The organism is Catenulispora sp. MAP12-49 (assembly GCF_041262705.1).
Lineage (GTDB): Bacteria > Actinomycetota > Actinomycetes > Streptomycetales > Catenulisporaceae > Catenulispora.
In genome coordinates this window covers 1-21270 of sequence record NZ_JBGCCP010000028.1, presented here as the reverse complement: position 1 = coordinate 21270, position 21270 = coordinate 1, and the positions used below count along the sequence as shown (strand labels likewise).

Annotated in this window: 20 protein-coding genes and 1 pseudogene; 11 read left to right on the top strand and 10 right to left on the bottom strand. The window is 71.9% G+C overall.

Annotated features, from left to right (window positions below; translation table 11 throughout):
- Positions 1–158 precede the first annotated feature (158 nt).
- Positions 159–1544 carry an extracellular solute-binding protein gene (locus ABIA35_RS36295; RefSeq protein WP_370360956.1) on the bottom strand — a complete coding sequence of 462 codons (1386 nt, stop codon included), beginning with the start codon at positions 1542–1544 and terminating at the stop codon, positions 159–161.
- Positions 1545–1961: 417 nt separating this feature from the next.
- Between ABIA35_RS36295 and ABIA35_RS36290 the strand changes: the two genes are divergently transcribed.
- The 3 genes from ABIA35_RS36290 to bioB all read left to right on the top strand — a co-directional run bounded on the left by ABIA35_RS36290 (position 1962) and on the right by bioB (position 4610).
- Complete coding sequence (locus ABIA35_RS36290) at positions 1962–2771, top strand: GntR family transcriptional regulator (RefSeq protein WP_370360955.1); 810 nt, start codon at positions 1962–1964, stop codon at positions 2769–2771.
- Positions 2772–2864: 93 nt separating this feature from the next.
- Positions 2865–3593, top strand: a complete 729-nt coding sequence (gene bioD, locus ABIA35_RS36285) for a dethiobiotin synthase (protein WP_370338275.1) — start codon at positions 2865–2867, stop codon at positions 3591–3593.
- Positions 3594–3596: 3 nt separating this feature from the next.
- The gene (bioB, locus tag ABIA35_RS36280) at positions 3597–4610 is read left to right on the top strand and encodes a biotin synthase BioB (RefSeq protein WP_370338272.1); all 1014 of its coding nucleotides are present in this window, start codon (positions 3597–3599) and stop codon (positions 4608–4610) included.
- A gap of 135 nt (positions 4611–4745) precedes the next feature.
- On the opposite strand, the gene ABIA35_RS36275 is transcribed toward bioB, so the two are convergent.
- Both ABIA35_RS36275 and ABIA35_RS36270 read right to left on the bottom strand, forming a co-directional pair.
- On the bottom strand, positions 4746–5075 hold the full coding sequence (locus ABIA35_RS36275) for a hypothetical protein (protein WP_370338270.1): 330 nt from the start codon (positions 5073–5075) through the stop codon (positions 4746–4748).
- The gene (locus tag ABIA35_RS36270; protein ID WP_370360954.1) at positions 5057–5932 is read right to left on the bottom strand and encodes a helix-turn-helix transcriptional regulator; all 876 of its coding nucleotides are present in this window, start codon (positions 5930–5932) and stop codon (positions 5057–5059) included. Before ABIA35_RS36270 ends, ABIA35_RS36275 begins: the two co-directional genes overlap by 19 nt.
- A gap of 96 nt (positions 5933–6028) precedes the next feature.
- On the opposite strand from ABIA35_RS36270, the pseudogene ABIA35_RS36265 reads away from it, so the two are divergent.
- The 7 genes and pseudogenes from ABIA35_RS36265 to ABIA35_RS36235 all read left to right on the top strand — a co-directional run.
- Positions 6029–6223: pseudogene (locus tag ABIA35_RS36265) on the top strand (aldo/keto reductase); the annotation flags it as partial.
- A gap of 2 nt (positions 6224–6225) precedes the next feature.
- A complete protein-coding gene (locus ABIA35_RS36260) occupies positions 6226–6393 on the top strand; it encodes an aldo/keto reductase (protein WP_370360953.1) in 168 nt (55 codons plus the stop codon).
- Positions 6394–6439: 46 nt separating this feature from the next.
- Entirely contained in the window at positions 6440–6574 is a 135-nt protein-coding gene (locus tag ABIA35_RS36255; RefSeq protein ID WP_370360952.1) for a hypothetical protein, read from the top strand.
- Positions 6575–6580: 6 nt separating this feature from the next.
- Entirely contained in the window at positions 6581–7045 is a 465-nt protein-coding gene (locus ABIA35_RS36250) for a GNAT family N-acetyltransferase (protein WP_370360951.1), read from the top strand.
- Positions 7046–7118: 73 nt separating this feature from the next.
- Complete coding sequence (locus ABIA35_RS36245) at positions 7119–8798, top strand: acetolactate synthase (protein ID WP_370338263.1); 1680 nt, start codon at positions 7119–7121, stop codon at positions 8796–8798.
- 19 nt (positions 8799–8817) lie between these two features.
- A complete protein-coding gene (locus tag ABIA35_RS36240) occupies positions 8818–9477 on the top strand; it encodes a hypothetical protein (protein ID WP_370338261.1) in 660 nt (219 codons plus the stop codon).
- A gap of 50 nt (positions 9478–9527) precedes the next feature.
- Positions 9528–10358 carry a class I SAM-dependent methyltransferase gene (locus ABIA35_RS36235; protein ID WP_370360950.1) on the top strand — a complete coding sequence of 277 codons (831 nt, stop codon included), beginning with the start codon at positions 9528–9530 and terminating at the stop codon, positions 10356–10358.
- 27 nt (positions 10359–10385) lie between these two features.
- On the opposite strand, the gene ABIA35_RS36230 is transcribed toward ABIA35_RS36235, so the two are convergent.
- Genes ABIA35_RS36230 through ABIA35_RS36215 form a run of 4 tightly spaced genes read right to left on the bottom strand, consistent with a single transcriptional unit; the run spans position 10386 to position 16814 of the window.
- A complete protein-coding gene (locus ABIA35_RS36230; protein ID WP_370338257.1) occupies positions 10386–10793 on the bottom strand; it encodes a thioesterase family protein in 408 nt (135 codons plus the stop codon).
- Complete coding sequence (gene cydD, locus ABIA35_RS36225) at positions 10790–14314, bottom strand: thiol reductant ABC exporter subunit CydD (protein ID WP_370360949.1); 3525 nt, start codon at positions 14312–14314, stop codon at positions 10790–10792. The genes ABIA35_RS36230 and cydD overlap by 4 nt, the downstream gene beginning before the upstream one ends.
- A 28-nt stretch (positions 14315–14342) precedes the next feature.
- A complete protein-coding gene (gene cydB, locus ABIA35_RS36220; RefSeq protein ID WP_370338253.1) occupies positions 14343–15347 on the bottom strand; it encodes a cytochrome d ubiquinol oxidase subunit II in 1005 nt (334 codons plus the stop codon).
- A 39-nt stretch (positions 15348–15386) separates the two neighbouring features.
- Positions 15387–16814 (bottom strand): cytochrome ubiquinol oxidase subunit I, encoded by a 1428-nt coding sequence (locus ABIA35_RS36215; protein WP_370360999.1) that lies wholly within the window; start codon positions 16812–16814, stop codon positions 15387–15389.
- Between the two features lie 167 nt (positions 16815–16981).
- Between ABIA35_RS36215 and ABIA35_RS36210 the strand changes: the two genes are divergently transcribed.
- Positions 16982–17161 (top strand): hypothetical protein, encoded by a 180-nt coding sequence (locus ABIA35_RS36210; protein WP_370338251.1) that lies wholly within the window; start codon positions 16982–16984, stop codon positions 17159–17161.
- A 94-nt stretch (positions 17162–17255) separates the two neighbouring features.
- Here ABIA35_RS36210 and ABIA35_RS36205 read toward each other — a convergent pair whose 3' ends face one another.
- The 3 genes from ABIA35_RS36205 to ABIA35_RS36195 all read right to left on the bottom strand — a co-directional run bounded on the left by ABIA35_RS36205 (position 17256) and on the right by ABIA35_RS36195 (position 21168).
- Complete coding sequence (locus ABIA35_RS36205; protein ID WP_370338249.1) at positions 17256–17471, bottom strand: biotin/lipoyl-binding carrier protein; 216 nt, start codon at positions 17469–17471, stop codon at positions 17256–17258.
- Between the two features lie 89 nt (positions 17472–17560).
- Positions 17561–18898 (bottom strand): HD-GYP domain-containing protein, encoded by a 1338-nt coding sequence (locus ABIA35_RS36200; RefSeq protein WP_370360948.1) that lies wholly within the window; start codon positions 18896–18898, stop codon positions 17561–17563.
- Positions 18895–21168 carry an HD domain-containing phosphohydrolase gene (locus ABIA35_RS36195; RefSeq protein ID WP_370360947.1) on the bottom strand — a complete coding sequence of 758 codons (2274 nt, stop codon included), beginning with the start codon at positions 21166–21168 and terminating at the stop codon, positions 18895–18897. Before ABIA35_RS36195 ends, ABIA35_RS36200 begins: the two co-directional genes overlap by 4 nt.
- Positions 21169–21270: the final 102 nt, after the last annotated feature.

Below are 21270 nucleotides of genomic sequence, written 5' to 3'. Positions count from 1 at the left end.
CGCAGGCGGCGGCAAACAAACGGCCGGCGGGTGAGGACCCCCTCACGACGCCGGCCACCTGAAGTGAACTTCTGGCGGACGCGGGGCCGGCCCCGTGGCCGTCCCGCGTCCCCATCCCCCCGTTGTCGATCAGCCGGCCTTTTGAAGGCCTGGGCGGATCAGCTGTTCAGATCCTTCAGGATGCTGTCCTGCAGTCCCTTGAGCACGCTCGCCGGGTCCTTGCCCGAGGCGATCTGGCCGAACGCGGTCTTCAGCTGCGTCTCGTCGGCCGGCGCCCAGTTCGGCGAGTTCGGGATGAACCAGGTGACGCCCTTGGCCGCGTCGCCGGTGGCCTGGTTGGCCGGGTCGGCGGCGATGTAGTCGGCGATCTGGGTCTTGTTGTTCGGGATCGCCTTGGCCGCCAGCAGCTTCATGCTGGTGGTGTCGGTGAAGATGCGGATCCACTCCTCGCCGAGCTTGGAGTTGGCCGCCTTGCTCGGGACCGCCAGGTTCGAGCCGCCCAGGAAGGCCGGGGTCGGCGCGTCGGCGGTGACGCCGGGGACGGCGATCTCAGCGAGCTTGTCCTTCAGCGTCGGGTCGCCGACCTTGGGGTCGTAGACCTGCGCGGCCTCCCAGCCGTTGCCGATGATGGCCGAGATGTTGCCCTTGGCCATCAGGGCGTCCTGGTCGGTCTCGTCCTTGGTGGCGCCGCCGACCGAGTAGTTCTTCTGCAGGTCGTCCCAGGTCTGGATGCCCGACAGGAACTTCGGGTCGGTCATCGTGCCGGTCCAGGTGCTGCCGTCGGACTTGGCGATGACGCCGTTGACGCCGTAGGAGCCGGCGCCGAAGGAGATCGCGGTGTACCAGTTCTGGCCCGGCAGGTAGAGCGCCGAGAAGTTGGCGGTGGAGGTGTTGGCCGCCTTGACCTTGTCCAGGTCCGCCTTGAGCTCGTCGAGCGTGGTGGGCGCGGTGGTCACGCCCGCCGCGGCCCACAGCTCCTTGCGGTAGATCAGGACGCGCGAACCGGCGTAGTAGGGGACGGCGAACTGCTTGCTGCCGTCGGGCGAGGCGCCGGAGGCCGCGAGGCTGTCCAGCCACGCGCCGGAGTTGTCGAACTTCGACTTGTCGCCGGTGAGGTCGACCAGCTGGTTCGCGCCGATGTACTTGGCGGTCTGGGTGTTGCCCAGCTCGATCGCGTCCGGGGCCGAGGAGGAGCCGATGGCGGCGTCCACGGTCTGGCCGTAGTTGGTCCAGGTCTGCCAGTTGATCTTGACCTGCGCGCCGGTCTCCGCGGTGAAGCGCTGGTTGGCCTGGTCGACGACGTTCTCCCAGCCCTTCTGCGCGTCCTGCATCAGCCAGATGTTGACCGTCTTGCCCTTGCCGTCGGTGGTGATCGCCGAACCGGTCGAGCCGGTGCCGCCGGTACCGAGCTGGTTGGACGACGGGGCCGCGGTGGTGCCGCCGCTGCCGGACGCGGACGTGCTGGACTTCGACGAGCTGCACGCGGAAGCCATGAGCGCCACGGCCACGGCCGCCGACGACAGGGCTATGAGCTTGCGCCTCATGCCGTACTCCTTGGTAGGTGAGGGATCTGAGCGACCCACAGACCGACCGCGCGACACGGCAACCCTGAGCGATGCCGTCCCGTGCTGCGTTAGATCGGTAATCCGGTCGTGGATCCGTTGTGTGGTGTCGAGCGATCAGAAAAGGCCGGGCTTGTCTCTTTCGAGAAGGCGCCTCCTGAAGCGTCTCCCCGCTTTTCCCGATTGGTTTAGACCAGTCCGGAGACTGGCATAGACCACTGGGGCCGTCAAGACTGCGCGACCCCGGTTGTCCAACCCGTTACCAAGACGCAACCAGCACTGACATACACAATCCCGCCCCAGGTAAACACCGGTATCCGAAGAAAGTCCGCACCGAGATCGCCCGGCTGGACACACGCGCGGGTCCATGGCACTTTGGGCCACGAGGAGGGGCCGTTCATGACCGCAGAACCCGCGAACATCGCTCTGGAGACCCAGGGGTCGCCGGGGCCGAGCCCGGCGCTGGAATCAGGGCTGGAATCGGCACTGGAAACCGTGCGCGTTCCGAAGTACTACCGGTTGAAGCAACATCTGCTCGACCTCACGCAGACGATGCCCCCGGGCACCCCGGTCCCCCCGGAGCGGCTGCTGGCGACCGAGTTCGACACCTCGCGCACCACCGTCCGGCAGGCGCTGGCCGAGCTGGTGGTGGAGGGCCGGCTGGAGCGGATCCAGGGCAAGGGCACCTTCGTGGCCAAGCCGAAGGTGGCGCAGTCGCTGCAGCTGACCTCCTACACCGAGGACATGCGGGCCCAGGGCCTGGAGCCCACCTCGCGGCTGCTGGAGATGGAGTACGTGGCCGCCGGCGTGGAGCTCGGCGAGCGCCTGGGCATCCGGGCCTCGGCCAAGGTGCTGCGCATCAGCCGTCTGCGACTGGCCAACGGCGAGCCGATGGCCATCGAGACCACGCACCTGTCGCAGCAGCGCTTCCCGAACCTGCGCAAGCTGCTGGGGCGGTACTCCTCCCTATACACGGCGCTGGCCGACGAGTACGGCGTGCACTTGGGCGAGGCCGAGGAGACCATCGAGACCGCGCTGGCCACGCCGACCGAGGCGGGCCTGCTGGGCACCGACACCGGCCTGCCGATGCTGCTGCTGTCCCGGCACTCCATCGACACCGAGGGCGAGCCCGTGGAGTGGGTCCGCTCGGTGTACCGCGGGGACCGGTACAAGTTCGTGGCGCGGTTGAAGCGGCCCGACGGGGAGTAGACGAGGAGGGACGGGTCCCGACTCCGGGAGGGCGTGTCCCAACTCACCCCGTGATCGCACGGTGCGGGCATTGGCCTGCCGTAAAGTCGCGTCGTGTCCATCGTCGTAGTCACCGGAACCAACACGGACGTCGGCAAGACCGTCGTCACCGCCGCCGTCGCCACCCTGGCCGCCACCCGCGGCACCTCCGTGGCCGTGGTGAAGCCGGCGCAGACCGGGGTCACCCCCGACGGGCCGGGCGATCTGGCGATCGTGAAGCAGCTGGCCGGCGTGACCGATCTGCACGAGTACGTCCGCTACCCGGACCCGCTCTCCCCCGCCGCCGCCGCGCGCCGCTCGGGCATCCCGCCGCTGGACTTCGACGACACCGTCCGGCGTATCGCCGAGCTCGCCGACAGCCGCCGCCTGGTGCTCGTCGAGGGCGCCGGCGGCCTGCTGGTCCGCAACGACGAGGACGGCAGCACCCTGGCCGACCTGGCGCACGCGCTGAAGGCGCCGGTGCTGCTGGTCGCGCACCCGAACCTGGGCACCCTGAACATCGCCGCGCTCACCCTGGAGGCGATGGCCGCGCGCGGCCTGGACCTGGCCGGGATCGTGCTGGGCAGCTGGCCCGCCGAGCCGGACCTGGCGATGCGCTGCAACATCCGCGACCTGGAGACCATCGGCGCCCGGCCGCTGGCCGGCGCGCTCCCGGAGGGCGCGGGGCGGCTGGACCCGGCCGAGTTCCTCCTCGCCGCCCGGGCCGGGCTTTCCCCGGCCTTCGGCGGCACCTTCGATCCGGCAGAATTTCGGCAGACCTGGGACCCTCGGAAGGCGGCCTGAACCATGACAACCACTGACCAAGACCTCGATATCCTCGCGGCGGCCCGGCACCAGGTGCTCGACGAGGGCGTGGGGCTGACCGAGGAGCAGGTGCTGGCGGTCCTGCGCCTGCCCGACGAGGCCCTGCCGGAGCTGCTTCAGCTGGCGCACGAGGTGCGCGAGAAATGGTGCGGCCCGGAGGTCGAGGTCGAGGGCATCGTCTCGCTGAAGACCGGCGGCTGCCCCGAGGACTGCCACTTCTGCTCGCAGTCCGGCCTGTTCCCCTCCCCGGTGCGCGCCGCCTGGCTCAACATCCCGGAACTGGTCGAGGCCGCCAAGCAGACCGCGGCCACCGGCGCGACGGAGTTCTGCATCGTGGCGGCCGTCCGGGGCCCGGACGAGCGCCTGATGAAGCAGATGCGCCAGGGCGTGAAGGCGATCCAGGACGCGGTCGACATCCAGGTCGCGGCGTCCCTGGGCATGCTCACCCAGGAGCAGGTCGACGACCTGGCCGACATGGGCGTGCACCGCTACAACCACAACCTGGAGACCGCGCGCTCCCACTTCCCGAACGTGGTCACCACCCACACCTGGGAAGAGCGCTGGGACACCCTGACCATGGTCCGCGACGCCGGCATGGAGGTCTGCTGCGGCGGCATCGTCGGCATGGGCGAGACCCTGGAGCAGCGCGCCGAGTTCGCCGCGCAGCTGGCCGCCCTGACCCCGGACGAGGTCCCGCTCAACTTCCTCAACCCGCGCCCGGGCACCCCCTTCGGCGACATGGAGCCGCTGGGCTCCAAGGAGGCGCTGAAGACCATCGCCGCCTTCCGGCTGGCGCTGCCGCGCACCATCCTGCGCTACGCCGGCGGCCGCGAGATCACCCTCGGCGACCTGGGCACGGAGCAGGGGCTGATGGGCGGCATCAACGCGGTCATCGTCGGGAACTACCTGACGACGCTGGGGCGCTCGCCCGAGGACGACCTGGCGCTGCTGACCAAGCTGGAGATGCCGATCAAGGAGCTGTCCAAGACGCTGTAGCACACAGCTTTCGCGGTCCGGGTCGGCTGGTGGTCAGCCGGCCCGGACCGTTTTCGTGTCGGCACGCTGTGTCCGCCAGATCGCCAGATCGCCAGGTCGCTAGGTCGAGCCAGGTCGCCTGGTCGCCCGGCCGCGTCACTGGTGGCCGGCGAGGTGGTCCAGGAAGGCCGCGACGTCAATACCTGCGTACTCACGTTCGATGGTGGCCGAGAAGACGCCGAACAGTCCGAGCGACAGCCCCAGGGCCCGCGTGAGGTCACCGCTGACCTGCGCGGAGGCGGCGTTCACGGCGGCGCGGACCTCCTCGCTGGCGTCCGGGTCGAGCACGGGCTTGCCCAGGCCGCCGGCGACGTCCCGCATCTCCTGCGCGAAAGCCGCGTCGCTGACCGGGGACGAGTCCTTGACCATGGTGTGGGCGAGCCGCATCAAGCCGACGACCTTCTGGGTCAGCTCATCGTCATCCATGATCCCAGTGTGCGCGCGTTGGCGGCGGCGAGCAGCCGGAGCGCCGCCTCGGCCGGCGAGCCCTCCGGCACGGTCTGCATGATCAGCGCCTGGTCCGGGTCGTCGGGGGCCCTGAAGGTCTCGTAGTCGAGCCTGATCTCGCCGACGACCGGGTTCCGGTAGGTGCAGCTCCCGTGGGTCTTGTCGCGCACGTCGTTCTCGGCCCACACCCGCGCGAACTCCGCGTTGCGGCACAGCTCCGCGATGAGGGCGCCGAGTGCCTGGTCGCCGGGGTGCCGGCCGACGTCCAATCGCACGTACGCCGCGATGTCCTGCATCTTCGCGAGCGGATCGGCGAACAGCGCGCGGAATCCCTCGTCGTGGCAGACCAGCCAGGCCAGGTTCCGCTCGTGCGGCGCCAGGGTGCCGAAGTCGGTGAGCAGTGCCGCCGCGAGCTGGTTCCACGCGAGCACATCAGTGCCGAGACCCACGACGTAGGCCGGGACATCGATCGTGGAGTCCAGCAGCCTGCGCAGCCCCGGCCGTACTTCTTGCGGTTCGCGCTTGCCCGTGCCCTGATACACCTGAGCGGAAGGCGTTCGCGCGAGCCGGTACAGGTGCTCCCGCTCAGTCGGATCCAGCTGGAGCGCCCGGGCCACGGCGTCGAGGACTTCTTCAGAGAACTGCAGGCTGCGGCCCTGTTCCAGCCGCACATAGTGGTCCACACTGACCCCGGCCAGCAGCGCCAGCTCCTCGCGCCGCAGCCCCGGTACCCGGCGCCGGCCGCCGTGGTCGGGCAGCCCCACGTCGGCCGGGTTGAGCCTGGCTCGCCGGGACCGCAGGAACTCGCCCAACTCCGCACGCCTGTCGATGCTCACGATCCTGCCTAACACGCGCGGCGCATCCTGGTCATCCCGTGCCTAGGCATCGGGCGGTCCTGGGTAGGCCCGCGCGAAAGGCGGATCGTTGCCGTCATGACGAACGAGACCGCGAATCAGAGCCTGGAGACCGCCCGGCTCGGCACCACCGACCTGGCCGTCACCCGCGTCGGCTTCGGCTCCTGGGCCGTCTCCGGCAGCGGCTGGGCCTACAGCTGGGGCGCCACCGACGACGCCGAATCGATCGCCGCCATCCGCCACGCGGTCGACTCCGGCGTGAACTGGATCGACAGGTGAGCGTCACCGAGGCGGTCATCGCCTGGACGCTGGCCTGGCCGGGGGTCACCGGCGCGATCGTCGGAGCGCGGAACGCCGCGCAGGTGGACGGCTGGGCGAAGGCCGGCGCGGTGCGGCTGACCGCACAGGACCTGGCCGAGGTCGCCGAGGCGATCGGTCTGTGAGCCGTGCCGCCCTGGCGCCGTCCGTGGCCGGGTCTATCGTGCGCCTATGACGGACTCCAGGATCATCACCGTCGTCCCGGCGAGCCAAGCCTCGGCAGAGGACCTGCGCACGGTCTTCGGCGAGCGCGGTGTGCCGTATGACTGCCAGTGCCAGTGGTTCAAGTCCCCTGCCAAGGAGTGACGCACCATGGCGCAGCAGGAGAAGGAGTCCCGCCTGCGGGATCAGACCCGCTGCGGCGAACCGGAGTCCGGGAGCACCAGCGGGCTGGTCGCCTATCTCGGCGGCGAGCCGGTCGGCTGGTGCGCGGTGGAGCCCCGAACGGCGTATCCGCGGCTGCGGGGCATGCGAGTGCCGTGGACCGGCCGCGACGAGGACCGCGACGACCCCGGGGTCTGGGCGATCACCTGCTTCGTGGTCCGCACGGGCTATCGCCGCCGCGGCGTCAGCCGGGCGCTGACCGAGGCCGCGGTCGGTTTCGCCCGCGAGCGCGGAGCGACCGCCGTCGAGGGCTACGCGTTGATCACCGAGCCCGGCAAGGAGGTCGTGTGGGGCGAGCTGTTCGTCGGGGCGAAGAGCACCTACGAGGCCTGCGGATTCCAGGAGGTGAGCAGCCCGACACCCCGGCGCCGGGTGATGAGGATCGACCTGTGACCCTTGCGGAAGCCGGGGCGGGGCGGAAAGCTACTGGCACGTAACTTCGCCCCAGTCCGCCCGAACCCCACAGGTGACCGTCGTGACCGAAGCACAGCCCGAAACCCCGCAACCGCTGCACGGCGGCCAGATCTCCGTCGAGGTGGCCCGCGCGCACGGCGTCCAGACGATGTTCACGCTCTCGGGCGGACACGTCTTCTCGCTCTATGACGGCGCGGTGAAGGCCGACCCGCCGATGCCGATCCTGGACGTCCGGCACGAGCAGACCGCCGTCTTCGCCGCCGAGGCCACCGCCAAGCTGACCCGCAAGCCGGGCCTGGCGGTCCTGACCGCCGGCCCCGGCATCACCAACGGCGTCTCGGCGGTCACCACGGCGCACTTCAACGGCTCGCCGGTGGTCGTGCTCGGCGGGCGGGCGGCGGACTCCAACTGGGGCAAGGGCGCGCTGCAGGAGCTGGACCACCCGCCGCTGCTGGCCCCGGTGACCAAGCACTCGGCGACCGTGCACACCACGGCGACGCTGGCGGCGGACCTCGACGGCGCCTTCACGCTCGCCGACGCCCCGCACCGCGGGCCGGTCTTCCTCGACCTGTCCCTGGAGGCGGCGTTCGACGTCGACGCCGCGCCGCTGCCGGCGGTCGGGGCGCGCCGGGCCCTCGCCCCGGACGCCGACGCGCTGGCGGCCATCGGCGATCTGCTCGCCCGCGCCGCCAAGCCGGTGCTGGTGCTGGGTTCGGACGTCTGGATGGACAACGCCGACACCGCCGCGCTGGCCTTCGCCGAGGAGACCGGGGTCCCGGTCATCACCAACGGCATGGGCCGCGGCATCCTGCCGCGCGGCCACCGCCAGCTGGTCACCCGGGCCCGCTCGGCCGCGTTCGGCGGCGCGGACCTGGTGATCGTCGCCGGCACCCCGCTGGACTTCCGCCTGGGCTACGGGATGTTCGGCGGCCGGGACGGCGGTCCGCTCGCGCCGGTCGTGCACCTCGTGGACTCCCCCGGGCAGCTCAGCGGGCATATCGGGCTGGCCGCGAGCGCCGCCGGCGACCTGGCGACGGCCTTCGAGGGCATCGCGGAGTCCTGGCGCGAGGCGGCGAAGCCGGGCGCGTACGCGGACTGGCTGTCCGCCTTGCAGGACAAGGCCGCCGCGGCCATCGCCTCCGACCGGGACATGCTGACCGCCGCCTCCGATCCGATCCACCCGGCCCGGATCTACGGCGAGTTGCTGCCCCGCCTGGCCGACGACGCGGTGGTGATCGGCGACGGCGGCGACTTCGTGTCCTTCGCCGGCCGCTTCGTCGAGCCCGGCCGCGCCGGCTGCTGGCTGGACCCGGGCCCCTACGGCTGTCTGGGCACGGGCCTGGGCTACGCGATCGCCGCCCGGCTGGCGCGGCCCACCTCGCAGGTGGTGCTGCTGTTCGGCGACGGCGCGGCCGGCTTCTCGCTGATGGACGTGGACACCCTGGTGCGGCACGGGCTTCCGGTCGTGATGGTGATGGGCAACAACGCGTGCTGGGGCCTGGAGAAGCACCCGATGCAGGCTTTGTACGGGTACGACGTCGCCGCGGATCTGAACCCCGACGCGCGCTACGACAAGGTGGTGCAGGCGCTCGGCGGCGGCGGGGAGTTCGTGACCGACCCGGCGCAGATCGGGCCGGCGCTGGACCGGGCCTTCGCCTCGGGCGTGCCGTACCTGGTCAACATCGCCACCGACCAGACGATCGCCTATCCGCGATCGACCACAGGGCTGTGAGTTTTGTAGTCTCCACCGCGTGACTGACTGGGTGACCATATCCTCGCTGGCCACCGCCGGGACCACGGTGATCCTGGCGGCGGCCACGCTGAAATCGGTGCGCTCGGCCTCGCGCGCCGCGGCCGCCGCCGAGCGGGCCGTGCTGGTGGGGCTGCGTCCGGTGCTGCTGACCTCGCGGCTGACCGACCGCGACGAGAAGATCTTCTGGGCCGACGACCACTGGGCGGTGGTCAGCGGCGGCCGAGGCTACGCCGAGACCGTCGACGGCAACATCTACTTCGCGATCTCGATCCGCAACTCCGGCGCGGGACTGGCGGTCCTGCAGGGCTGGTCGGTCTCCGACGAGCGCAGAGGGCCGGAGGACCGGCACACGGCGCCCCAGGACTACCGCCGCATGGTCCGCGACCTGTTCATCCCGGCCCACGACGTCGGCTACTGGCACGCCGCGATCCGCCAGACCGACGACCCGCAGTACGACGTGATGGCGGCGGCGATCAAGGAGCGGCGGGTGTTCACCGTCGAGGTCCTGTACAGCGACCACGAGGGCGGACAGAGCAGCATCTGCCGCTTCGTCCTGCGGCCCCGCGAGAAGGACGGGAACCTCGCGGACTGGATCGTCGGCGTCGGCCGGCACTGGAACCTGGACCGGCCCGACCCGAGGGACCGGGATTACGCCTGAGGCGGTATTCCCTTTGATCGCCCGCTGAGCGCGCATTAGCGTCGGGCTCCATGAGCCCCGAAGCGACCGCCCCTGATCCCGCGAACTGGCTGGAGTACAACCGCGCCAACTGGGACGAGCGGGTGCCGATCCACGTCGGCGGCCGGTTCTACGACCTCGACTCCTTCGTCGCCGGACGGGAGACGCTGGAGGACTTCGAGCTCGCCGAGGTCGGCGACGTGCACGGCAAGCAGTTGCTGCATTTGCAGAGCCACATCGGCACCGAGACGCTGGGCTGGGCCCGGCACGGCGCCGTGGTCACCGGACTGGACTTCTCGGCGCCGGCGACGGCGGCCGCGGCGGCCCTGGCCGAGCGGATCGGCGTCGCCGGCTCGCGCTGGGTCACCTCGGACGTCTACCAGGCCGCCGAAGCGCTGGACGGCGAGCAGTTCGACGTCGTCTACACCGGCAAGGGCGCCCTGTGCTGGCTGCCGGACATCGAGCGGTGGGCGCGGGTGGCGGCGTCGATGGTGAAACCGGGCGGGTTCTTGTACGTCTCGGAGTTCCACCCGTTCGGGAACACGCTGAGCGACGAGGACGGCCGCACGGTCGCCTACGACTACTTCGACGCCTCGCCGCAGGTGTGGGACGAGCCCGGGACGTACGCGGATCTCGAGGCCTCGACGCTGGAGAACGTGACCGTGCAGTTCAACCACGGGATCGGCGAGATCGTCAGCGCCCTGATCGGCGCCGGGCTGCGGCTGGAGTTCCTGCACGAGTACGAGATGACGCTGTTCCCGCGGTTCCGGGCGCTGGAGGAGCGGGACGGCACCTACCGGCTGCCGGCCGGGATGCCCCGAGTGCCGCTGATGTTCTCGCTGCGGGCCGCCAAGGAAAGCTAGAACCCTGGTTTACCGAGTCCTGCCGGATCAGAGCTTCGCCATGAACCGTTCGGCGTTGACGATGACGCGGGTGATCTCGCCCTCGCCGATCAGGCGGCCGTCAGCGTCGTGGGCGGCCACGGTGAAGCGCAGGAGCCGGTCGTCGCGGTGCGCGAGCTCGGCGGCGGCGGTGACGCTGCCGCCGACCGGGGTCGGGTAGAGGTGGTCGAAGCGGATGCGCGTGCCGACCGTCGTCTGGCCCCCGCCCAGCAGCGGCTCGGCCGCTGCCACGGTCGCCTGCTCGGCCAGGGCGACGAGGCGCGGCGTGCCGAGGACCGGGAGGTCGCCGGAGCCGACGGCCTGCGCGGTGTCGGCTTCGGTGACGTGCAGGGTGATCTGCGCCTGGATCGGCGCGCCTTCGGCGTCGCCGCCGGCGGTGGCGTGGGCTTCGGTCACGCGTAGACCCTACACAGGCTGTGGAAGGCGCCCCGCTTGCGCATCAGCTCGGCCCAGGTACCGCGCTCGATCACGCGGCCGCCGTCGAGCACGACGATCTCGTCGACCGCCTCCAGCCCGCCGAGTCGATGGGTGACCAGGAGCAGGGTCTTCGGCAGCGCGAGGAGGTCGCGCAGCAGGGCATCGGCGGTGGCGGGATCGAGGTGCTCGGTGGGCTCGTCCAGGAGCAGGACGGGGAAGTCGGCGAGCAGCGCCCGCGCGAGCGCGAGCCGGCGGTGCTGGCCGCCGGACAGGCGCGCGCCGTGCTCGCCGACGAAGGTGTCCAGACCGGCCGGCAGGGTGCGGACCCAGTCGGCGAGGCGGGCTCGGGCGAGGACGTCGGCGAGGTCTGCCTCGGTGGCGTCGGGCCGCGCCAGGCGGAGGTTCTCACGCAGGGTGCTGTCGAAGACGTGGGCGTCCTGCGCACACAGGCCGACAACGCGGCGCACGTCCTCGGAGCGCAGGTCGGTGAGCGGGACGCCGCCGAGGGTGACGGCGCCCGGGGACGCGGGGTCGACGAACCGGAGCAGGGCGCTGATGAGGGTGGTCTTGCCCGAGCCGCTGGGGCCGACGACGGCGATCTTGCGGCCGGGCGCGAGGTCGAGGTCGAGACCGCTGAGGGTGGGCTCGGGACGGCCGGGCCAGGTGACGTGGAGGTCGGCGACGCGGATGGTGTGGTCCGACGGGAGCTCGGGCGGGGCGGTGGGCTCGCGGACGGCGTCGGGGGCGGCGAGGACTTCGCGGACGCGGAGCTCGGCGGCTCGGGCGCGGCGGAGGTGCTGGAGGGCTTGGGGGAGGGCGGCGGTGGCTTCGAGGAGGGCGAGGGGGGTGAGGACGAGGACGGCCAGGAGGGTGGCGGGGATGTGGGGGTGGGTTGCTGCTTGGTGCGCAGCGGCTGTGGCTGCTGTGGCGGCGCGGCCAGCGGGAGTAGCGAAGGCGTGGCCGACAGCAGCTGTGGGCCCCTGTGTGGCCGCTTGTGTGGCCTGGGCCGCACCCTCGTGCAGCACCTCCAGTCCGGCGTAGGCGGCGCCCCAGACCGTGGCGCCGGTCGCGAGGATCGTGAGCGCCGCGCCGAGGCCCCGGGCGGCGGCTGAGCGGCGTTCGGCGGCGGTGACGTCGTGGTCGGCGGCCTGGACGCGCTTCAGGCGGGGCGCGGTGGCGCTGGCGGCGATCAGGTCGGGGGCGCCGCGCAGGAGGTCGTGGAGTTCGGCGGTGAGGCGGCCTTTGGCCGGGGCCAGGTGCCGGTCGGCCTTGGCGGAGGTGCGGGATGCCACGAGCGGGATCACGATGCCGGTGGCGAGCAGGCCCAGGGCCGTGACCGCCGCGACACTCGGCAGCGCCGTCGCCAGCGCCGCGACGCCGACCGCGCCGACCACCCCCGCCGCGGCCGCCGGGATCAGGAAGCGGACGTAGCGGTCCTGGACCGCGTCGACGTCGGCGACGAAGCGGGCCAGCAACTCGCCACGCCGCCGCCCCGGCGCCTGGCGGCAGAGGCGGTCGTAGGTGCGTGCACGGAGGGAGGCGAGGATCCGATAGGCCGCATCGTGCGCGACGAGACGCTCGGCATAGCGGAACACGGCCCGGCCGATGCCGAAGGCCCGGACCGCGGTGATGGCGATCATGAGATCGAAGATCGGCGGACGCTGCGCCGCCCGCGAGATGAGCCACGCCGACGTGGCCGCCAGGCCGGCCGCGGCGGCGAACGCTGCGGCGCCGAGGGCGGAGGCGAGGGCGAGGCGGGCGGTCGGGTGGCGGTCGGCTGGGACATCGCACTCGACTGCTGCATAGCGCTCGGCGGCAGCATCGCGGTAGTCGGCAGGCGAAGCCTCTTCCGGCTCGCATCCATCCACCTCAGCGGTGCGCCCGACCACCACCACCCGATCGGCCACCTCCAGAAGCGCCGCACGGTGCGCCACCACGAGCGCGGTGCGGCCCGCCATAAGGCGGCGGATGCCGGCCACCACCTCGGCCTCCGCAGCCGGGTCCAGGGACGCGGTCGGCTCGTCGAGCAGGACCACCGGGCGGTCCGCCAGGAAAGCCCGGGCAATGCCGAGCCGTTGCCGCTGGCCCGCCGACAGCCCGTGGCCGCCCTCGCCAATCTGGGCTGCCAGACCGCCTGGGAGGGCCGCGACGAAGTCCGCTGCCGCCGCCGCGTGCAGGGCCGCCCAGACCGCCGCGTCCGGGGCGTCCGGGCGGGCCAGGCGCACGTTCTCCGCCACCGTCCCGGCAAACAAGTACGGATGCTGCGGCAGCCACGCCACCGGTGCGCCAGTGGCCGCCGTTCCCGACTCCGGGTCCACGAAGCCCAGCAGGGCCTTCAGCACCGTCGACTTGCCCGCGCCCGAAGCCCCGACCAGTGCCACGCACTCCCCCGGCGCCACCATCAGAGAGAAGTCCGACAAAGCCGGTTCCGCACGGCCCGGGTATCTGACCGTCAGCCCCTTGATCTCGATACCGGCGGCAGGCAGCGAGACACGCGGCATCGGGATCGGGACCGGGGCCCGACTCGACCCCACCGACCCCGCCGGCACCGCCTCCAGCACCTCCAAAACCTCCGCCGCAGCCGCCGTCCCCTCCGCGCTCGCGTGGTAGAACGCCCCCACCTGTCGCAGCGGCCAGTACGCCTCCGGCGCCAGGATCAGCACCAGCAGCCCCGTGCGCAGGTCCAGCGTCCCGGCCACCAGCCGGAGGCCCACGCCGACCGCGGCCATCGCCACCGCGATCGTCGAGGCCAGCTCCAGCACCAGCGACGACAGGAACGCCAGCCGCAGCGTCCGCAGCGTCGCCGCGCGGTCCTCGTCCGTCGCGCGCCGGATCGCGGCGGCCTGGGCCCGGGCGCGGCCGAAGACCAGCAGGTCCGGCAGGCCCGCGACCACGTCCAGGAAGTGTCCGGCCAGCACGTCCAGGGCCCGGCGGCGGCGCTCCACGTGCGTGCGCGTCGCCGCGCCGACCAGCCACAGGAGCAGCGGGATCAGCGGGAGCGTCACCGCGACGATGAGGCCTGATTCCCAGTCCGCGGTGAACAGCACCGCCAGGACCGCCGCCGGGACCGTCGCCGAGAGCACCAGCTGCGGCAGGTAGCGCGCGAAGTAGCCGTCCAGGCCGTCCACGCCGCGGGTGGCCAGCGTCACCAGCGGGGCGGTCTTGCGGCCGGCCAGCCATCGCGGGCCCAGCGCCAGGAAGGCGGCGGCCAGGCGGCCGCGCAGCTCCGACTTCACCGACGCCGCCGCCCGGAACGCCGCCGCCTCCGTGGCCCACGCGATCGCCGCCCGCGCCCCGACGCTGACGGCCAGCAGCGCCAGCCACGGCCAGACCGCCGGCGCCGTGGCGGCCGGCTGATCTCGGAAGCCGACCGCGATCAGCGAGGCCAGCGCCCACGCCTGGCCGATCACCGACAGCGCCGACAGCGTCCCGAGCGCCGCGCACAGCACCACCCACGGACGCACCGCGCCGGCGTGAAGCGCCAGCCGACGGTCGAGCATCAGCACCCCACCGAGACGCGCGAGGCCATCAGTGCGCCGCCGGGATGTTCCGAACCCCGATCCGCTTGCGGAACACCCAGTACGTCCAGCTCTGATACAGCAGCACCAGCGGCGTGAACACGCACGCCACCACGCTCATCACCGTCAGCGTGTAGTGCGAGGACGCCGCCGAGTGCACCGTCAGCGACCACTGCGGGTTCAGCGAGGAGGGCATCACGATCGGGAACAGCGCGATGAACATCGACGCCACCATCGCCGCCACCGCCACCCCCGACAACACGAAGGCCCAGCCGTCCCGCCGCCCGGTCCGCAGCACGGCCGCGCACACCAGCAGCGCCACCAGCGGCACCACCGCCACCGTCCAGGACAGCGGCCCGCCCCAGCGGTTGTTCACCCGGCCCAGCAGCACGCCGACCAGCACCACGCTCACCAGCGCGCCCGGAACCGCGAGCCGCCGCGCACCGTCGCGGATCGGGCCGCGGGTCTTCAGCGCGGTGTAGACGGCGCCGTGGGTGAGGAACAGGACCAGGAAGGCCAGGGCGCCGACGATGCCGTCGAAGGTGGTGAGGAAGTCGGACATCGTGCCGTGGAAGTTCATGTCGGGGCCGATGGCGGTGCCGGAGAACATGCAGCCGAACACCAGGCCCCACAGCAGCGGCGGAAGCAGCGAGCCGAGGAAGATGCACCAGTCCCACCAGGGACGGTGCCGGGCGTCGCTCTTGCCGCGGTACTCGAAGGCGACGTTGCGGACGATCAGGGCCAGCAGCACCAGGAGCAACGGCACGTAGAACCCGGACAGCAGGGTGGCGTACCAGTTGGGGAACGCGGCGAAGGTGGCGCCGATCGCCGTGATCACCCACACCTCGTTGCCGTCCCAGACCGGGCCGATGGTGTTGATCAGGACCCGGCGCTCGGTCTCGTCGCGCGCCAGCACCCGGGTCAGGATCCCGACCCCGAAGTCGAAGCCCTCCAGGAAGAAGTAGCCGATCCACAGCACCGCGATCAGCAGGTACCAGAAGTCCACCAGGCTCACGGCCGTCCACCTCTCGTGCTCAGGGCGCGAAGCCGACGCTCAGTACGCGAACGCCAGCGGCTGGTCGTCGTCGCCGTCGGAACCGGCCGGCGCGGCCGCCGGGACGACGTCGTGGGCCCCGGCGCGGACGTACTTGACGCACAAGCCCACCTCGACCACCGCGAGCACCGCGTAGAGCGCCGCGAACAGGATCAGCGAGGTGAGCACGCGGCCGGCCGGCACCGACGTCGAGACGCCGTCGCGGGTGCGCATCAGGCCGTAGACGATCCAGGGCTGGCGTCCGGTCTCGGTGAAGATCCAGCCCCAGGCCGAGCCGATCACCGGGAAGACCAGGGTCCACAGGCCGAAGCGCCAGAACCAGGCGCCCCCGCGGCCGGACGGCGTGCGGCCCCGGCGGGTGAACCAGAGCCCGAAGACCGCCACCAGGACCGAGAACATCCCGAAGCCGATCATCCAGCGGAAGGACCAGTACGCCATCGGGATCCACGGCCGGTAGTCGCCGGGCCCGAACTCGGCCTGCTCGGCGGCATTGGTCTGGTTGATGCCGGGGACCGGGTCGTGGAAGTTGCCGTGGGCCAGGAAGGACAGCAGGCGCGGGATCTGGATCTCGACCGAGTTGCGGCCCTTCTCCACGTCGCCGATGGCGAACAGGGAGAACGGCGCCGGGCCCTGGGTGTCCCACAGCGCCTCGGCCGAGGCCATCTTCATCGGCTGCTGCTCGAACATCACCTTGCCCTGCTGGTCCCCGGTCAGCGCGACCCCGACGCCGGCGATCAGCAGGGCCCAGAGCCCGACCAGCAGCGAGGGCCGGAAGACCGCGGGCTCCTGCTTCTTGCGCAGGTGGTAGCAGGAGATGCCGACCAGCGCGGCGCCGGCGCACAGGAAACAGGCGGTCAGCACATGCAGGAAGGTGATCACGGTGGTCCGCTGGGTGATCACGGCCCAGAAGTCGGTCAGCTCCACGCGGCCCTTGAGCTCGTTGTAGACGTAGCCGACCGGGTGCTGCATGAAGGAGTTGGCCGCCAGGATGAAGTAGGCGCTGGCCATGGTGCCGAACGCGGCGATCCAGATGCAGGCCAGGTGCACGCCCCGGGGCAGCCGCTCCCAGCCGAAGATCCACAGGCCCAGGAACGTGGACTCCAGGAAGAACGCCAGCAGCGCCTCGATGGCCAGCGGCGAGCCGAAGATGTCGCCGACGAAACGGGAGTACTCCGACCAGTTCATGCCGAACTGGAACTCCTGCACGAGCCCGGTGACCAGGCCGAGGGCGAAGTTGATCAGGAACAGCCGGCCCCAGAACTTCGTGGCCCGGTAGTACTGCTCCTTGCCGGTGCGGTACCAGGCCGTCTGGAAGCCGGCGACCAGGAACGCCGTGCCGATGGTCAGCGGGACGAACAGGAAGTGGTAGACCGTGGTGCTCGCGAACTGCCAGCGCGCCACCAATACCGGGTCCATCGCGGTGGTCACGGACGGGTACACGGCTCGGCCTCCTGCGGGCGTGGACAGCTGATCACGGTGGACAGCTGATCACGCAGCGTAGTGGAGGCGTGTTCTGTGATACCAAAGCCGCGTCACCTGTTCGGCGGCATCCGGGCGGTGGCGGGAGAAGGGTGAGCGGGTGTTACCTTGCCTGCATGGACTACTGCGGGCAGTGCGGCGAGCCGACGGCGGTGACCGGACATGAGCGGTGCGCCGCGCGGGCGGAGCTGGAACCGCCGCGGTACTGCGGGCACTGCCGGCGGCGGATGGTGGTGCAGGTCGTGCCCACCGGGTGGTCGGCGCGCTGCGTCGAGCACGGGACCGTCACGGGCTGAGGAACACAGGCTGAGGAATACCCGCCTGAGCAACACAGAAGCGCGCCCACCGGAAGCATCCGGCGGCGCGCTTCGTCATGAGCGGGCTGAGACCTCAGCCGATCACGGCGATGAGGTCCCCCTCCTGCACCACGTCGCCCTCGGCCACGCCCAGGCGCGACACCTTGCCCGAGACCTCGGCCAGGACCGGGATCTCCATCTTCATCGACTCGAGGATCACGATCGTGTCGCCGTCCTCGACGTCGTCGCCCTCGGCGACCACGATCTTCCACACGTTGGCCACCATCTCGGCGCGGACTTCCTCGGCCACGTTCGATGCTCCCTCGCAGTCACAAGCTAACGATGTACGAGCGCATCCAATCACGCCGCACCACGTACATGCCCGCGCAGGGGTGGTGGTTACTCCCCGACCATCCGGCTCAGCGACTCCACCACCGCCGGGTCGTAGTGCACCGCCAGCCCGAGCCGGATGTGGCGCAGCGCCTCGGTGCGCTCGGCCGACTCCGGCTGCGCGCCGGCCAGGTCGTCGTAGTCGTTGGCGACCCGCAGTATGCGGCTGGGCAGCGGGCCCGCGGCGCCGAACGGGTCGGGGTGGTGCTCGACGATCTCCGCGGCGTTGCCCAGGGCGCCGGCGCGGCGGATCACCTCGGCGCCGGCCCGGGCCAGCTCGCGCTGGCGCACCAGGGACAGCGGCGCGGTGCGGCCGCCGTGCACGGGCTCGGCGACGGAGAGCTGCCCGATGTCGTGCATCAGGGAGGCGTACTCCAGGTCCAGCAGCTGTGCCTCGCTGAGGCCCAGCTCGCGGCCGATGCGCTGGCAGGTGCGGGCCACCCGGCGGGCGTGCCCGGGCTGGGTCAGGCCGGCCACCTCGGTGATGCGGGACAGGGCCCTGATCGTCTCCAGGTGGACTTCCTTGATGCGGGCGTAGCGGCGCAGCGCGAGCTGGGTGAAGGCCAGCGGCAGGCACAGGGCCGGCAGGACCCAGATGGACATGGTGCGCGAGGCCAGGCAGACCAGCAGCGTGGTGGCCACCACGGCCAGCCCGACGCGGGTGGTGAAGGTCGCCTCGTCCCGGGCCGCGGCCAGGATCGGGCGCCGGTGCTGGCCGGCCTGCAGGATCGAGCCGACCACGCCGTCGCCGACGATGGCCAGCAGCAGGAACCCGGCGGTCGCCGAGCCCACCGCCAGGCTGTGCAGGTGCCGGCTCAGGAAGGTCGGGTCCAGCGGGTCCGGCTGCAGCAGCCGAGGGTTGTCGACCCGGGTGCCGAGCACCCAGCGCAGGTAGAACATCCGGAACAGCCACGCGGTGAGCGCGACCATGAGGAAGCGGCGGGCGGTGTAGTCCAGGGTGGCCGGCCGCCGGACCGCCAGGTGCGGCACGGAACCGACCAGGAAGCCGAACGCCGCCACCGCGACCGCCTGCGACGCGTTGTGCAGCGCCGGCTGGTGGCCGACCTCGGTGAGCACGGCGTAGGCCAGGCCGGTGGCCGCCCCCAGCGGCGCCGCCTCGCGCCCACCGGGCAGCCGCACCCGGAAGGCCTCGCCGGCGGCGATGATCGCGCCGAAGGCGAGGGCGTAGCCGGGCTGGTCGAAGCCGTGGACCGCGCAGGCGGCGACCGCGGCGAACGCCACGAAGCAGGCCAGGACGATCAGCAGCGGGTTGCTCTGCGCCCAGGCCGTCTGCGCGTCGTTGTCGGCCTCGAAGGCCCGGTGGCTCGGGGGCTTGGCGTGGTTCATGCAGGGGACTCCTCGGAGTCCTTCGCGTCGGGGTCGCGCGGCGGCCACGGACTGCTGTCGCCGGGGCCGAAGAAGTGGAGCGTCGGGGAAGAGCCGCCCGCGCCGCGCGCGAACCACGCCGAGCCCAGGGACGGCCCGGAGCGGCCGTCGGCGTCGGCCGGGTCGCCGGCCTTCGGAGCCCCGGGGACCTCGGCGGACGACTCGGAGGCGACCCACGGCTCCGGTGAGGGGGTCCACGCTTCGGGGTCGCCGGCCTTGGGCATGGCCACAGTGTCCTCGGCCGCGTCTCCCGGCTCGACGGCGGGGCCCGCGACCCCCTGGCAGAGGGCGGCCGGCTTGCGCAGGTCGAAATCAGCGTCCGGAGCCGCAGAGCCGTCGGCGGCCGACACGGTGCCGGTACCGCGCGGATCGGCTTCGGCGGCCGGAGTCGGGGTGCGCACGCGCATGGAGCCGCGGGGTTCGCCGTTCAGGCCGGGGTCGACCGGCCAGCGGGTGGACGGTGCCGCGGTGGCGTTCCCGGCGGGGTGCTCGGGCGCGGGCTCGGACTTTGTCGGCTGCTCCAGCGTCACCGAATGATCCTCGACTGAAGCCTCTAGATCCGACTCGGGTTCGGACCCGGGTTCAGGCTCAGCCTCGCCACCCTCCGCCTCGACCGCACCCCGCTCCGCGTCCCAAGCCCAGCCCTCGTCGAGCTCCGGCTCCGGCTCGCGCACCACGGCCGAGTGCATCCGCTCCGACCAGCCGTCGTCGAGGTCCGCTTCGGCCACGGCCTCCACCACGGCCCCCACCTCGGCCTCCACCACGGCCTCGATCTCGGCGACCGCCGGCTCCGGTTCGCCCGCGCGCTGGCCCGGGATCCCGCCGGCCTGCCCCTCGCCGTCCGGGCCCGGCTCGCCCTCGGGCGTCAGCCAGCTCGGGTACCAGGTCGAGAACCACTCCACCGGGACGAAGGGGTCGTCGTGGTCGGCGAAGGAGAAGCCCGGCACCCGCTTGGGCAGCGGCCACGGGCTCGACGCGGCCGTGCTCGTCCCGTCGTCCTGCGCGGGCTCGGCGGGCACCAGCTCCGTGGGCACCCACGGCTTGCCGGCGCGCTCGGCGAACTCCAGCGCGTCCTCGAAGGCGCGGACCAGCACCGGGTCGAACTGGGTGCCGGCGCCGCGGCGCAGCTCGGCCACCGCCTCCTCGACCGAGCGGGCCGCGCGGTAGGAGCGGGTGGAGGTCATCGCGTCGAAGGCGTCGGCGACGCCGATGATGCGGGCGAACTCCGGGATCTGCTCGCCGGACTTGCCGGTCGGGTAGCCGCGGCCGTCGAGACGCTCGTGGTGGTAGAGGACGCCCTCGTAGACCTCGGTCAGGAAGCGGATGTCGCGCAGCACCGCCACCCCGTGGTTGGGGTGCATGCACAGGAGCTTGAACTCCTCCTCGGTCAGACCCCCGGTGCTGGTGAGCAGACGGGTGGGGACGCCGAGCTTGCCGATGTCGTGCAGCAACCCGGCGAAGCGGAGCATCGCCAAGCGGTCCTGCGGCATCTTCAGCTGCTCGGCGAGCATCTCCGCGCCGCGCGCGACCCGCTCACTGTGGCCGCGGGTATAGGAGTCCTTGATCTCCACGGCCTGCACCAGCGCCGCGATCGTCCCCTCGTGCGCCGCGTTCTCCTTCGCGTACTGCGACAGGCTCCAGTGCGCGATGTACATCGGCACGACCACCAGCGGCGCGGTGTACCAGCCGATGTCGTCCCACAGCGACAGGAAGATGAGCGCCAGCACGCCCGAGGAGTAGTACGGCATGGTCGCGCGGCGGATGTCGCCGCGCAGGGCGTCCACGAAACGGTGGTGCGTGGCCAGCCCCACATAGCTGGCGATGACCAGCGCGTTGACCACCAGGCAGGTGGTGAACGCGGCGGCGGCGGGCCACAGGAACTCCGGGAAGTACAGGAAGTGGCTGGAATCGTGGCCGCCCGCGAGGTAGCAGACGGCCGAGCCGCTGGCCGGGATCAGGCTCGACATCGCGGAGTTGATGGTCTGCTTGGTCCAGGTCCAGCTCGGCTGCCGGGGCATCGGCACCGAGCTGGCCAGGCCGACCAGCGCGGCCCCCGGCGGCGGCAGGACCAGCACAGTGATGAGCGTGACGACCAGCGACACCGACATGGTCCAGCCCGAGGTGCCGATCTGGACCCGCGAGAGCCGCTCCGCCGCGACCACCAGCGCGCACAGCGCCAGCAGCAGGGGCAGCCCGGTTCGCGACAGCGGCAACGTGGCGACGACCGTCACGGCCGCCGATCCTGTTGCCCATTGTGTTGTTGGGGTGGTGTGGGTGTGAGGGTGCTGTCAGGCTTGATGGTGCGGCCGGTTTCTTCCCTGTCCCCGGTCGTG

What these genes read in the sequence shown, in the direction of transcription:
- ABIA35_RS36295 (WP_370360956.1), bottom strand. Translation starts at nt 1,544, where the DNA reads ATGAGGCGCAAGCTCATAGCCCTGTCGTCGGCGGCCGTGGCCGTGGCG.
- ABIA35_RS36290 (WP_370360955.1), top strand. Translation starts at nt 1,962, where the DNA reads ATGACCGCAGAACCCGCGAACATCGCTCTGGAGACCCAGGGGTCGCCG.
- bioB (WP_370338272.1), top strand. Translation starts at nt 3,597, where the DNA reads ATGACAACCACTGACCAAGACCTCGATATCCTCGCGGCGGCCCGGCAC.
- ABIA35_RS36275 (WP_370338270.1), bottom strand. Translation starts at nt 5,075, where the DNA reads ATGGATGACGATGAGCTGACCCAGAAGGTCGTCGGCTTGATGCGGCTC.
- ABIA35_RS36255 (WP_370360952.1), top strand. Translation starts at nt 6,440, where the DNA reads ATGACGGACTCCAGGATCATCACCGTCGTCCCGGCGAGCCAAGCCTCG.
- ABIA35_RS36250 (WP_370360951.1), top strand. Translation starts at nt 6,581, where the DNA reads ATGGCGCAGCAGGAGAAGGAGTCCCGCCTGCGGGATCAGACCCGCTGC.
- ABIA35_RS36235 (WP_370360950.1), top strand. Translation starts at nt 9,528, where the DNA reads ATGAGCCCCGAAGCGACCGCCCCTGATCCCGCGAACTGGCTGGAGTAC.
- cydD (WP_370360949.1), bottom strand. Translation starts at nt 14,314, where the DNA reads ATGCTCGACCGTCGGCTGGCGCTTCACGCCGGCGCGGTGCGTCCGTGG.
- ABIA35_RS36210 (WP_370338251.1), top strand. Translation starts at nt 16,982, where the DNA reads ATGGACTACTGCGGGCAGTGCGGCGAGCCGACGGCGGTGACCGGACAT.
- ABIA35_RS36200 (WP_370360948.1), bottom strand. Translation starts at nt 18,898, where the DNA reads ATGAACCACGCCAAGCCCCCGAGCCACCGGGCCTTCGAGGCCGACAAC.